Origin of the sequence: Lactobacillus sp. N54.MGS-719 (assembly GCF_000980505.1) — a bacterium.
Taxonomy (GTDB): domain Bacteria; phylum Bacillota; class Bacilli; order Lactobacillales; family Lactobacillaceae; genus Lactobacillus; species Lactobacillus amylovorus.
Window position 1 is genome coordinate 20,488 of sequence record NZ_LARO01000019.1, and the last position, 13,677, is coordinate 34,164.

The 13,677-nt window shown below is 39.0% G+C and carries 11 protein-coding genes, 3 pseudogenes and 1 other annotated feature; of the genes and pseudogenes, 7 read left to right on the forward strand and 7 right to left on the reverse strand.

The genetic code is table 11. From position 1 onward, the window contains the following. Nucleotides 1–109 precede the first annotated feature (109 nt). Complete coding sequence (locus WS44_RS04935) at nucleotides 110–1,642, forward strand: hypothetical protein (RefSeq protein ID WP_046433440.1); 1,533 nt, start codon at nucleotides 110–112, stop codon at nucleotides 1,640–1,642. Between the two features lie 150 nt (nucleotides 1,643–1,792). Further along, nucleotides 1,793–3,022, forward strand: a complete 1,230-nt coding sequence (locus WS44_RS04940) for an MFS transporter (RefSeq protein WP_046433442.1) — start codon at nucleotides 1,793–1,795, stop codon at nucleotides 3,020–3,022. A gap of 64 nt (nucleotides 3,023–3,086) precedes the next feature. On the opposite strand, the gene WS44_RS04945 is transcribed toward WS44_RS04940, so the two are convergent. The 6 genes from WS44_RS04945 to WS44_RS09940 all read right to left on the reverse strand — a co-directional run bounded on the left by WS44_RS04945 (nucleotide 3,087) and on the right by WS44_RS09940 (nucleotide 8,778). Next, on the reverse strand, nucleotides 3,087–4,268 hold the full coding sequence (locus WS44_RS04945; protein ID WP_013437856.1) for a hypothetical protein: 1,182 nt from the start codon (nucleotides 4,266–4,268) through the stop codon (nucleotides 3,087–3,089). 14 nt (nucleotides 4,269–4,282) lie between these two features. After that, nucleotides 4,283–5,098: a Cof-type HAD-IIB family hydrolase gene (locus WS44_RS04950; RefSeq protein ID WP_046433445.1), complete on the reverse strand. Its 816-nt coding sequence runs from the start codon at nucleotides 5,096–5,098 to the stop codon at nucleotides 4,283–4,285. 108 nt (nucleotides 5,099–5,206) lie between these two features. Next, on the reverse strand, nucleotides 5,207–5,680 hold the full coding sequence (locus WS44_RS04955; protein WP_013437854.1) for an S-ribosylhomocysteine lyase: 474 nt from the start codon (nucleotides 5,678–5,680) through the stop codon (nucleotides 5,207–5,209). Between the two features lie 180 nt (nucleotides 5,681–5,860). Beyond that, nucleotides 5,861–6,979, reverse strand: coding sequence for a 5-methyltetrahydropteroyltriglutamate--homocysteine S-methyltransferase (locus WS44_RS04960; protein ID WP_046433447.1), 1,119 nt, complete (start codon nucleotides 6,977–6,979; stop codon nucleotides 5,861–5,863). 60 nt (nucleotides 6,980–7,039) lie between these two features. Beyond that, nucleotides 7,040–7,291 (reverse strand) — a binding site (T-box leader). Nucleotides 7,292–7,408: 117 nt separating this feature from the next. Further along, nucleotides 7,409–8,374, reverse strand: coding sequence for an MBG domain-containing protein (locus WS44_RS04965; protein WP_288145693.1), 966 nt, complete (start codon nucleotides 8,372–8,374; stop codon nucleotides 7,409–7,411). Beyond that, a complete protein-coding gene (locus WS44_RS09940) occupies nucleotides 8,326–8,778 on the reverse strand; it encodes an MBG domain-containing protein (protein ID WP_337872103.1) in 453 nt (150 codons plus the stop codon). The genes WS44_RS04965 and WS44_RS09940 overlap by 49 nt, the downstream gene beginning before the upstream one ends. A 219-nt stretch (nucleotides 8,779–8,997) precedes the next feature. Between WS44_RS09940 and WS44_RS04970 the strand changes: the two are divergent. The 5 genes and pseudogenes from WS44_RS04970 to WS44_RS09950 form a co-directional block, all read left to right on the forward strand. Beyond that, nucleotides 8,998–9,973 (forward strand): annotated as a pseudogene (locus WS44_RS04970) (NlpC/P60 family protein). Between the two features lie 9 nt (nucleotides 9,974–9,982). Beyond that, entirely contained in the window at nucleotides 9,983–11,014 is a 1,032-nt protein-coding gene (locus WS44_RS04975; protein WP_046433449.1) for a C39 family peptidase, read from the forward strand. Between the two features lie 254 nt (nucleotides 11,015–11,268). Further along, nucleotides 11,269–11,532, forward strand: a complete 264-nt coding sequence (locus tag WS44_RS09945; RefSeq protein ID WP_288145694.1) for an AAA family ATPase — start codon at nucleotides 11,269–11,271, stop codon at nucleotides 11,530–11,532. Nucleotides 11,533–11,548: 16 nt separating this feature from the next. Then, nucleotides 11,549–12,358: an ATP-binding protein gene (locus WS44_RS04980; RefSeq protein WP_288145695.1), complete on the forward strand. Its 810-nt coding sequence runs from the start codon at nucleotides 11,549–11,551 to the stop codon at nucleotides 12,356–12,358. Nucleotides 12,359–12,419: 61 nt separating this feature from the next. Then, nucleotides 12,420–12,575, forward strand: a pseudogene (locus tag WS44_RS09950) (IS256 family transposase); the annotation flags it as partial. Between the two features lie 38 nt (nucleotides 12,576–12,613). Here WS44_RS09950 and WS44_RS04985 read toward each other — a convergent pair. After that, nucleotides 12,614–13,677, reverse strand: a pseudogene (locus WS44_RS04985) (hypothetical protein); the annotation flags it as partial.

Genomic DNA, 13,677 nt, shown 5'->3' on the forward strand with positions numbered 1-13,677 from the left:
CAAGCTCGGCTTTTTTATTATATTTATATGAAATCGCTATCAAAAGATACTTCCTTAACTGTATAATAAAACTATAAATCAATAGTTATACAAGTAAGGAGGTTTTATTATGGCTACTAAAAAGAAGAAAAAGCACCAATTTCCGACGGCCTATACCGTCATCATAATTGTGCTTTTGCTTGTTCAACTATTGACTTTTGTTATTCCTGCCGGTAACTATGCGACGATTGCTTATGATACCAGCAATAAAGATTTCGTAGTTACCAGACCAAGTGGTAAAAAGTACAAAGAACCTGCTACTCAGGCCACTTTAAAGAAATACAAGGTCAACATTGCAGTCAAGAAATTTAAGGATGGCACAATCTACAAGCCAGTTGCTATTCCAAATTCTTACGAGAGAATCAATTTAAAGAAGCCTAACCTGTGGCAGGCGATCAATCAGTTCTTCACCTCACAGGTACAAGGTATCGCTCAAAGTGTCGACATCATCGCCTTCGTTTTGATCCTAGGTGGATGTATTGGTGTCGTTCACGCAAACGGCGCGATCAACTCGGGGATGCAGGCTTTATCTAAGAAAATCAAAGGTAAGCAAGTTCTGTTGATCATCCTCGTGATGGGGCTAATTTCTCTTGGTGGTACAACTTTTGGTCTTGCCGAAGAAACGATGGCCATGTACCCAATCCTAATTCCAGTCTTCCTGCTAGCCGGGTATGATACGATGACAGTTCTAGGAACGATCTTCCTGGGAACGAGTATTGGGACCATGATTTCAACCATTAACCCATTCTCAACGATCATCGCTTCTAACACTGCAGGTGTTAACTTCGCCAGAGCTTTACCACTCAGAATTACCATGTGGGTCATCTGTACGGTAGTTGGTATGATCTATGTCATTCGCTACGCTGAAAAGGTACGTAAAGATCCTACTAAATCTGTTGTTTACGACCAATACGAAGAAGATCGTGAAAAGTACTTAAACGATGCCGACTTTAACACACCAGCCAACTTTACTTGGCAACAAAAATTATCATTGATCATCTTCGGCATTGCCTTTATCGTCATGATCTGGGGTGTACAACAAAAAGGCTGGTACTTCACCGAAATTTCGGTAGTCTTCTTAACTGCCGGCTACTTGATGGCTATCTTCTCAGGACTTTCCGAGCACAAAGTTGTGCAAGCCTTCGTTGATGGTGCTAGTGATTTGCTTGGTGTTGCTTTGACAATCGGGTTGGCGAGAGCCGTTTCCATTGTTATGGACGACAGTCACACCAGTGACACCATCATGCACTTCTTCAGCCAACAGATTTCTGGCATGAGTCCATTAATCTTCATTTGGTTCCTGTTCATCGTCTACATCATTCTGGGATTCTTCATTCAATCATCATCTGGTTTGGCCGTACTTTCCATGCCAATCATGGCACCACTTGCCAATGTGGTTGGAATCGACCGTGCTAGTGTAATTGATGCCTACAACTGGGGCCTTGGCTTTATTTCCTTGGTTGCCCCAACCGGATTAATCTTGATGAGTTTGATGATGGTTAACATCGACTTTAACAAATGGTTCAAGTGGTGTTGGAAATTACTGGTAATCGAATTTGTCTTGTGTCTAGTCGCATTAGGCGTCGGATTGTTAGTATATTAGACTTAAAACAAAGTTTTCAGATCATTCTTTCAGCACGATAGGATGATCTTTTTTTCATAGCAACCCTTGTTTCTTTATTCAAAAAGCGTATCATATACAGACGAAGAAATAATTGGATGACAGAGAGCATTCGTTTTGGAGGAATTAAATATGAAATATATTACGCAGCACAATCATGGACTAAGTAAAAACCAGAAGTGGGTCATCGCCTCTACTTCATCAGGTTTTGCGCTTGAAAACATGGATGTGCTTTTTTTATCGTTTGCAATGAGTTCAATGATTGCGGATTTGCACCTCTCTGGTGGAGCCGCTGGGTTGATCTCCTCAATCACTAACTTAGGAATGCTAGTCGGCGGTATCTGCTTCGGCATCCTAGGTGACAAGATTGGCCGGGTTAAAACTTTCTCACACACGGTTTTAATCTTCGCCCTAGCTACCGGTTTAATGGCTTTTGCCAACAACATCTATGAGATCTACGCCTTACGTTTTCTCACTGGTATTGGTGCCGGCGGTGAATATGGCGTAGGCATTGCCTTAATCGCCGAAAACTTTGAAAGCGGCAGAATTGGTAAGATGACCTCAATTGCAGCAGTCGGTGGTCAAATCGGTGCGATCTTTGCAGCATTAATTGCGGCTTGGATTATTCCAATAGCTGGCTGGCACGCACTATTCTTGGTCGGAATTGTCCCAGTAATTTTAACAGTCTTTATCAGAAGACATTTGCATGAAAGCGACCAATTCCTCCAAGCTAAAAAAGATGAAAAAGGTTCATTATTACGTGATGTCATTAAAAAAATGTTTTCAACCCCACGTCTTGCTTTTCAAAGCTTAGGCTTGATGGTCATGATGACCGTCCAAATCGCTGGTTACTTCGGCTTAATGAACTGGTTACCAACCATCGTACAAAAGCAATTGAACTTAAACGTATCTAGCTCAAGTATTTGGATGATCTCAACTATCGTCGGCATGAGCATCGGTATGATGACCTTCGGTAACATCTTCGACCACTTCGGTCCACGTAGAGCCTTCGCCATCTTCTTGATCGGTTCAGCTGTCATGGTTTATGTTTTATCACTTGCACAAAACATGGCTACTCTACTCATCATCGGTGCAGTCATGGGCTTCTTCTCAAATGGGATGTTTGGTGGTTACGGTGCAGTAATCAGTCGCCTCTACCCAACTGAGATTCGTTCTTCAGCTAACAACATCATCGTTAACATTGGCCGTGCAATCGGTGGTTTCTCATCAGTTGTCATCGGTATCTTGATGGATCACTACAATTTAACGGTTGTCATGGGCTTTCTTTCAGCCCTCTACATCATTAGTTTCATTGTTATGGTGAGTTTGCCAGGCCTTAAAGAATTAAGCCATAACGATTAAATAAAAACAAAATAAACGAACTAAAAGGGATGCATCAAATCGATACATCCCTCTTTTTATCGTCTTATCTCTTTTGTGCAAAATCACTAGTTTTCATTGTCTTGGTTGAAACAACCTTATTCTGATTATGCATATCTTCAATAGTTAAAGTAAAGGTCTTGTCATTGCCCTTATTAAACTTGGCATAGCCATATAAGCTTTCCTTGTCAGTGTTTTTACCATAAACAGAAATCACCAACAAACCAATTGCGAGCTTCTCATTTGAAGTCAACTTATTCATGTTGCCAACCTTCACCTTGGCACCATCAAGCTCACTTTCATAAGTCTTAAGGCTCCAGATCAAGTATTGTGCTTCAGCAGTTGACATTAACTTTCTTGAGTTAACCTGAGTTTGTGCATCCCTCACAGCTAGATCGTAATTGTCACGCTTGAGAGAACTAGACAACTTGTATTTAACTGAATTCTTGACACTATCTACTTTGCCAAGTAAATCCTTCAAGTCAGCTTCCTGATTTTCTAAAATAGCAATCTTGCTACCATCTTTTGCGGAAGCAGCTGTGTTAATTGGCTTCAACTTCTTGCCAGAAAAGAAATTAACATCGCTAGCCTTCACAAAGGCATCCCCAGTATCAACTAGCTCCGTATTAAATCTGTTAGGGAAATCCGGTGAAGTCTTCAAATTAGCCATGGTGTGATAATGATTAGTCAAATGGTAGTACAATTCGCTCTTGTCAGTTTTAGCATTGTACAAGTACATTGCACCATTAACTTTAAAATCAGTTCCCTTCATAAAGGCATAGCCAGCTGGAGTAGACTTTTCAGCGTAAAATGAGTAAAGTGGTGCCTTAGACTTATTGGTCCGCACTGTAGTCAAACCACGACTTGTATAATCGATATCTTGTAAGGCACGCTTTGCTTTAACGTCCTTAGCCCAAACATAATAATCGGTACCCTTAATGTGGTAAGCATCTGGAGAACTATTAGCTAAAATATTCATGCCGCCTAATTGATCAACAGTCAATTTTTGACCTTTCTTGTAGTACTTACCAGTGGTTAAAGCACGGCCGCCAGTTGCCATGAACAATTGTGGCGTCTTTTTCTTAACCGTCACAGTGGTCTGCTTTGCGTATGAAACCTTCTTTACGCTTGCTGCAGAAATAGTATTTGCATTAGCCAAACTTGCTACAGGACTAACCAACATCAAAGTTGCAGCAGAAATCATTAGGATTTTCTTGTTAAATTTCATCTATCTTTACCTCATCACTTTTCTAAAACAAATTTTTCAATTGCCTCACCAACGCCGCCTTGATTGTTATCGGTTTTGGTAATATAGTCGCAGTCGTCTTTCATCTTAGGGTTAACATTAGCCACGCCAACACCCAATCCGGCTGCTTTAATCATAGAAAGATCGTTAAAGTTATCGCCTAAGGCCATCGTCTCTTCAGGCTTGATGCCAAGCTTATCAGCAAGCCAGAGCAAGCCTTCACCCTTGTTGACGCCTTGATGGTTGAATTCAAGATAACGGTTGGAAGAATATGACACGTCGAGATCCTTGGTAGTATTGCTAATTTCACTAGCTATCTTTTCTAAATATGGCATATCAGTACTACCGTATAAAACTTTGGCGATGTCTTGTCCCTTTAAGAAGTCAAGATTTGGTTCATCAATAATCTTGTAAACGTGACGTAGTTTCAGATACTTGATTTCATCTTCATCTGCGTTATAGACATAAACCATATCCTTAGTATATACGTGGATGCAGACATCGCATTTTAAACCAAGACGATAAAGTTCGTCGGCTTTAGCAAAGTCCAAGCCTTGAAACTTCATAATTCGATTATCCTTGTTCTCGGTAATGCATCCCCCGTTAAAAGAAATCACATACTCATTTGCCTTATCCTTCAGACCGATCTCTGCCAGCGTCTTCTCAATTGCTCGATAGCCGCGTCCAGTTGCTGGGACAAACTTCACGCCCAGCTTTGTCGCTGCTTTAATCGCATCGATATTACGCTGACAGACATGCGCATCATCATCAATTAGAGTTTCATCAAGATCACAGGCAATCAGTTTATACATAAAAAACTCACGTCTTTCTAAATTGAATACGTTTTCAGTATAACAAAATATGCACACTAAAAAAAGCTAGGTACAAAAACCTAGCTTTTTCTTAATATTTATACTTAATTAAATGACATGACGTTCAAATGGATCGTCACTGATGCCTTCTTCAAGGATGTCACGGCACCATTCCTTTGCAGTAAAGAGTGAGTGATCGCGATAGTTACCACAGGTCTTAATCGTGGTTCCTGGAACGTCTTCCCAAGTGATGGTATCGCGAATTTCTTCAAGGGAGGACTTAAGAGCTTTTGCAACTTCAGTAGTTGAATGCTCGCCCCAAACGATCAAGTGAAAACCAGTCCGACAGCCGAATGGCGAACAATCGATAACGCCGTCAAGACGATCGCGGAGTAAACTTGCAAGCAGGTGTTCGATGGTGTGCAAACCACCCGTTGGAATGGCGTTCTTGTTAGGTTGGACTAAACGCAAATCGTAGTTAGAAATCTTGTCGCCTTTTGGTCCTTCTTCAACAGTAATTAAACGAACGTAAGGTGCCTTAACTTTAGTGTGATCCAAGGTGAAACTCTCGACTTTTGCCATAGTATTTTTCTCCTTTTTAAATAATTATATTAGCTTTTAACTAAATTCCTGTTTAATATGCTCAGATTGAGAATTATAAATTTGCGAAGACATAGAGGCCAAAGCAAATCAGTAATCCCCATACTACCTGTGCTATAATCCATAGTTTTTTCTTCATTGCTTTGTCCCCTCTTTCATTAATTATGCCCAGATTTGCTTAGCTGTATCGATTACTAAAGCAATCTTCTTCCATTGTTCTTCTTCGGTTAATTGGTTGCCTTCCTCGGTTGAGGCAAAACCACATTGGGTGCTAAGAGCTAAGTCTTGCAAGTCGTGGAATTGAGTGGCTTCTTTAACTCTAGTGATCAGGTCGTCAGGCTTTTCAAGTTCTGGCTTCTTGCTGGTTACAAGGCCAAGAACAACTTCTTTTCCTGCTGGTACTTCCTTGATTGGATCGAAGCTACCAGATCTTTTATTATCGAATTCTAGATAAAAGGCATCGACGTTTTCTTGAGCGAAAACATATTTGGCAACTGGACCGTAGCCGCCTTTTGCTGCCCAAGTTGAGTGGTAATTGCCGCGGCAGATGTGAGTTGAAACACGTAAGTCGTCTGGCAAGTCGACTAAAGCACCGTTGTTAACACGGAGGTATTTCTTTTCCAAGTCGTCACGGTCGAAACCTTGCTTAACCATTGTTGCCCAGAAGTCGTCGTCGACAACCATGCCCCAAGTACAGTCATCAAGTTTGACGTCGCGGCAACCTGCATCATAAAGGGCGAGGATTAAATCGCGGTAGGCCTTTGAAATATCGTCGAGTAATTCGTCTTCACTAGAGTAAAACTTCTTTACGGCTGTCACGTTTTCTGGACCACGAACGAGTTCGACGTAGAATTGTGCGGGTGAAGGGATGCTTTGACGAGGAGTGACGTCACTGCTATTAGTGATACTCTTTAAATACTTAAAGGCTTCGAGATCAGGATGATCACCAGTAAATTCAATCTTACCTTCAACTTGGGCCGAATCGTTACGGGTTTCTTCATCGTGGAAGAAGTAACCGTGTTCTTGCTTAGTATGCTTGATTCCTCCGAAGCCCCAGAAGGTATCAAGGTGCCAGTAGCTTCGTCTAAACTCACCATCAGTGACGATCTTTAAACCAGCCTTTTCTTCTTTGGCAACTAATTTCTTAATTTCTTCGTCTTCAACTTTCTTTAAGTCATCCTTAGAAATCTTCTTTGCGGCAAAATCTGCTCTTGCCTGCTTTAATTCTGCAGGTCTTAAAAAACTACCAACGATATCATAATGTACTAAATTTCTACTCATAATTCTCTTCTCCTTTATTAAAAAAACAGGACAAAAAAAGCGCCTCTAGACAACTGCTTGTCTAGGGACGCTACTAGCGTGTTACCACCCTTATTCAGTATCAGCTTACACTGATACCCTCACTAAGTACGCTTCTAAAAATAGAAGTTATACTCGGACGCTATATCGGGCATCCCCCGTGAACAGCTTACTTGCGCTTGCTCTTCAATGGACTCCAAGACCATTTTCGTTAGGTACTCCCGCACTGCATTTCACCATCCGCAGCTCTCTTTGGCGGTAACCGCTAATTACTTATCTTTTCTTTGTCGCTCTTATTTGATTTGATCTTATATTATAATTTGGTTTTCATATTGTCAACACATTTTTAATATTTGCTTTTATTTTTTCATAAAGAAAAAGCCATGGAATATATCCATGACTTCTCTTTGATTACTTATCGTCCTTCTTCTTGCGCTTTCTGTCAGTGGCTAAGCCGAATAGACTCAAGCCTGCGAACAATGAACCAAGCCATGCAAGTGGACCTTCATGCGCTGAACCAGTTTGTGGCAACTCATTCTTCTTGGCATTCTCACTCTTGCTATTAGTTGTATGGTTGAAGATTGCGCTCTTAGGACCAATAGCTTGTTCGTCAGAAGTTGGACTAATTGGACCACTTTCACCAATTGGGCTATTTTGGCCGTGAAGTCCTGCGGTCAACTTGTTGTTCATTTCACCACTGATTGCACCATCTGCAAAGCTGTAATTAGTATTAGCGTTCTTGATCTTAGTAATTCCGCTATCCTTAAGCTTCAAGTAGTAAGGGCCAACGTTAGTTGGAAGACCTATCATAACACTGTAAGTACCGTCAGTATTCTTAGTCATCCATTCATAGTCATCACCAGTTACTAGACCACCTGGATTCCAAGTTACTGAGTTAATAATATCGCTGACTGAGGTACCTTGACCGTTGTAAGTCTTCGTACCACTGTTTTCTAATTTATCTGTAGCAACTTTTGGATTAATCATGTACTTAATCGTACCGTTGACTTCACTGAAGCTGTAGTTTGGATTTGCATTTTGCAATACTGTCAAAGCTCTGTCTGTCAAACGAGCTTCGTAAGTGCCCACATTATTTGGAACTTTATCAAGCTTATTACCACTTGCATAGTACCAATCAAAGTCGCTAGCCTGAATTCCTGTATCTGACAATGCAGTACTACTTACAGTATCAGTACCGCTAATGCTCAAAGCATCGAGATCCAATCCAGCAGCTTGACCATCGTAAGTCTTACTTTGATCATTATCAGAAATAGTTACACCGCTAATTGGCTTAGCAATGATTTCAAATGTGGCTGATCCACTATCAGTCAAAGTGATCGTGTAGATACCAACGTTCTTAGGAGCATTACGATCCAAGTATAGTCACCATCTTGAAGTTTGTACATACTACTATCGGTGCTACCTGGGTATGTGAATGTAACTTCAATGCTGCCGCCATGATTGATTTGTGCAGTTGTTACACCAGATCCATCAAATACCTTTCGGTTAGATCCAGATAATCCTGCAGAAGCAGTAGTTGAAGCAATATTGTAAGTTACAGTGGTCTTAAATGTCCACGTGTAGTTATCGTTGTTGCCAGTTAAGTTCTTCAATCTAGTTTCGGCAGATGGTGATAATGCAATTGTGTAAGTACCAGCATTAGTTGGAGTAATTGCATTGCCATCAGCATCTACAAATTGAAGATCATTCTTGGTTAAAGTGATAGTTTGTGCTGTTCCATCTGGAGCGTAAACAGTAGCTGAATAGTGAACATTATTAATATTAGCTGCAACTAATAAATCACTTTCTGAATTTAACTCACTTTCATTACATCCTTAGTCTAGGCTTATAAAAACTAAATTCAATTATTCTGGACTATACATATTTCGAAAATGTAAGCGTATACCCTATTACATTTTCAAAAACCTAACCTATTCAATTTTCAAAGTAGTAAAATAAATTTCAAATTTTATTATTTAAAATTTGAAGGGGGTTATGATATGAAAAAACAAAATAAGTGGACGATTGCCATTGTCTCTGCCTTAATTGGAATCGGTGCCTGCACCACTAGCGTGCAAGCCGCAGACACAACTAGCGACGTCTCAACAAATCAATCAACTAGTGCAACAACTACTAGCTACAGCAAGGCTGATTACTTTTCATGTAATCCAAAGATTATCCGTGTTAAGCATTCCACTCCTGCCTATTCCGATACAGCATTGACCAACTCAGTTCGCACCGCTAGAAGTGGTGAACACTTTTTAGTTCAAAGTCTAATTACACCAAATTGCAAGGCTCCAGTAGTCAGAACCACAACTGGCTTGTATTTACCAGCAAAAACAAGTTTGCTTGCTGCAGTCAAGGGTTACCAAAATCCAAAGGGCTACCATCAAGTTCACTACACTCAAGTTAAGCCTTATGGTACGGTCGGCTACAATTTGTACCGCGGCTATGAAGGAATTAAGACTTGGCAAAAGTTAGTTTTTTTCAAATGCTTCATGGTATGATATAGATAACTACATCGCACCGCTTAGAGCGCAAGCTTGGCAAGGCCGTTCTGCTCATATTGAGGCAATGATTCACCAAGCCTACCAATATATGGGTAAACCATGGCTTGCAGGTTGTTCTTCAAGTCCAGCATACGGCGTTGACTGTTCTGGTCTTGTAATGCAAAGTCTCTACGCTGGTGGGATTAGCCCAACTTCAACTAGCTCAATTGGTCACGCTCATCCCGGCAATGAATGGAATTCACGTAGCCTTTGGGCCGACAAGCACCTGAAGCGCGTTCCATATTCTGAACGTCAACGTGGCGATCTTGTCTTTTACTACCAACCGGGTACTCACACTATCTGGCACGTTGCAATCTATCTTGGCAATAACCGCGTGATCGAAAGCTGGCCACCACGTGTCATGGTCCAACCGATCGTTAACGGTCAACGCAACGTTATTGCCGGCATCAAGAGACCGTTTATTTAATAAGGAAAAATGAAACATCAAAAATTAATCCTTTTAGCAACTTTATTTAGCGCCGGTTTAATGCTCACTACTAGTCAGACTGCTTTAGCCGATACTACAACAAGCGCAAACCAAACTACCGCTAATAATAGTTCAAATTCAAATACTAATAACTCAACCAGTAATACAGATAATAAGGAACAAACTAATTCAAGTTCCGCTGATTCTAGTCAAACTAAGAATGAAAACCAGAATCAAGCTCAGGACAAGAACGAAAATAAAACTGAGACTAGTAAGCAGCCGAAGACTAAACCGCAAACTCAACCTAAAGCTCGTTGGGTTAGTCAAAACGGCAAGCGCTACTATGTGGTCAACCACAAGCCAACCAAGGGTTTGAAGAAGATCGACAAGGATTGGTACTTGTTTGATAAAACTGGCGCCATGCTAACGGACGTCCGCAAAATTCCCAAGCAAAACAATTATGGCTACTTTGGTCAAAACGGTAAGCGCAAGTTCAAGAATACTAAAACTAGTCGCGCCTACTACTGGATCAACAAATCCGGCAATATCACAGGTATTAAGAATTATGCTAAGGTAATTTGCCAGCGTCCTGAAATGCCTACTGGTTGTGAAATCACCGCTGTAACAATGATGATCAACTTTGCTGGTAAGAACATTACTAAAGATCAAGCAGCAAAAATCATGCCACGCAGCCTCAACCCTAACAAAGGCTTCATCGGTTCACCTTATAAGAAGTTTCCGTTGGGCTTCTGGGTCGCACCAAATGGCGTTAAGCCTGTGGTTAAGCACTACCTTGGCACTGCCACCAATATGACTAGCTGCAGCATTGCAGCAATCAAGAAAAAGCTGATTCGTTCTCACCTAGTTGTGGCTTGGGTTGGCTGGTTCGATGGTTTTTCTAATCATGCCATTGTCCTCACCGGTTACCACGGTAACACTTTGTACTACAATGATCCGTGGACTGGTACTAAGCGTTCAATGAGTGTAGCAACGTTCCAACGTCACTGGGCACTCGATGGTCACCGTGCATTGAGTTATTAATTTGAATAAAAAGAATAAGGCTTACTTCAAAAGTAAGGCTTTTTTAGTACTCTAATTTTTAGTATGGAGAAAGTTTTTGCCTTTTTTGTGATAATTTTCAGTGTACTGAAAATTTTGGCTTTTTTTGCTAAATTTTCAGTATGGAGAAAATCAAATGAAACCTATTGATAGACCTTTATATCTAAAACGGATTGAACCTATGTATCAAAATTATTACTGGTGTACGTCGATCTGGAAAAAGTTATTTATTATTGATGATTAAAGATAAACTCTTAAGCATGGGCGTAGACGAAGATCAGATTATTTATATTAATTTTGAAAATTCTGAGTTTTTCGATTTATTATCTTACAAAGATTTGTATAAATATCTAAAAGATAAGGTAGTTGCAAATAAAAAAGTATATTTATTATTCGATGAAATTCAAGAAGTTTCAGAATGGCAAAAATTAATTAATGGGCTTAGAATTGCATTTGATTCCGACATCTATGTTACTGGTTCTAATGCATCACTTCTGTAATTAGCTCTCTGGAGAGATGACCACTTACTTAACTGGTCGATATGTTGAAATAAAAATGCTACCATCAACCTTCAAAGAATTCTTGCATTTCAAGAAACTAAGGAATACCGATCCCGCACGGCATTTAAGCGAATATCTCGAATACGGTGGTTTTCCTTCTGCAGTTTTACAAACAAATTCTCAATTAAAACGTGACGTTTTATCAGGAATTTACAATAGTATTTTGTTAAGGGTCGTCGCTGGTCGAGCTACTATTAAGAACACTGAAGTTTTGGAAAGAATTGCATTATACCTTTTAAGCAATACTGGTCAATTGATCAGCATTAACAAAATTGCCAATACTCTGCGGTCTTCAGGTCTTAAAGTAAGCAACAATACGATTGAAAATTATCTTGAACTATTGCATAATGCTTTTCTGTTTTATAAAGTTTCTCGTTTTGATATTCGCGAAAAAGAATATTTACGAGGTCAAGGTAAATATTATGTTGTCGATCTAGGCTTCATTAGATCACAATTACAACGAAAAAATATTAATCGCAGTTCTAAGATTGAAAACCTAGTTTATCTTGAATTACTTAGTCGTGGTTATGAAGTCTTTGTTGGTAAATATAATGATAAAGAAATTGACTTTGTAGCTCAAAAGGATACGGATGTAAAATACATTCAAGTGACAGATCATATTCCCGAAAATAGTACTCGTGAATCTGATAATTTCTTGCACTTACCTACTGGTTATCAAAAGATAATCATTACTAACAATTGGGACGACGTTGGTAATATTGATGACATCCCTGTCATTCACATAATTGACTTTTTAACCAAATAAAAAGAATCGACTCACTTTTAAGGTAAGTCGATTTTTTTAATTTAATGATGAATTTTAAAGTAAGCGTAAAGCTAAGCCTAAAGCTGAATTTCCAACAGAGCAATCATTGGACATATTTATAGGTATCCAAGCATTGAGCTACAATGATCGATATTTCAATCGAATCCACAAAGGCTTTGGCCAGGTTCAAGATACCTTGGAATCTTACTTTGATTAGAAGATAAATTAAAAAATCAATCTAAGGGAAAGATCTATTTACACATAAAATTTGATAGTTTCGATTTTTTTAAACCAATAATCCGAATCTCTATTTAGTTTTTTTAAATCTTCCTCAGATAATTTTGATTGATCCTCATTTTCATGTTTCATAGATTTTTGCTCAGCCGTTTCTAGCTTCTTTTTAAAATCTGTAATATAAGAATCATTATTAATTTTACGCAATACAGGTGAATCTACTGCAAAATCAATAATCTGAACTGCATCGTTAAATCTGTGTTCTTTTTGGTACATTATTCTTAATCTATTTGCTGCTCGATAATTAATAGCAACACACGTTAGCCATAATTTTTCTGCCTTATCCCACTCACCTTTTTTGTATTCAAGATCAGCACTATCCATTTTTTCAGCAGAATTATTCCAAACCAGATCTTCCATTTTTTCTTGTGAGCTTCTTGAGCTATAGGAGCTGATCTGATTATTCTTTAAAAATTTTCTTGTCAATTTAAGCTGCTCTGTAGCATTTCTTATTTGCTTATCAGTTGACATTGGGTAACCTGTCTTAGAATTTATTCGTTTAGGCTTAGCAATTTTCTTCTTGCTTTTATCCTTCTTTGACTCTACTGCCCTCTTTATTTCAAGAAATCCTTTCACTTGATCATGAGCTTTCTGCAGTTCAGCATATATATCATGGCAAAGTTTTCTATCAGACAACGGATCTGGCATTAATAGATCTGGTCGATTATTACCTTTTCGTAATGAATAATTTGAAAACATATAAGGTTCTTTCTTCAACTTTTGAATATTTGAAAGTTCATATTCAAAATATTCTGAACCAAACTCTCTCTTCAAGCTTTCAATCAAAGCTTTTTTGAATAATTCTGGATACTCTTTTATATAATATCGATTTCTAAAATCAACCTCTGTAGCCAATGATATTAATTGGTCAGCAGATAATTTATGACTCAATAAAATTTGAAGTTTTATATCACATTTATTCAATTCGCCGATTGTAAAATTAAATTGAACACTTGATAGAAAATAAAAAGTCCATTTGGACCTGTTTGATAGAATGTTAATAACCACAAAAACATCTATGGAGG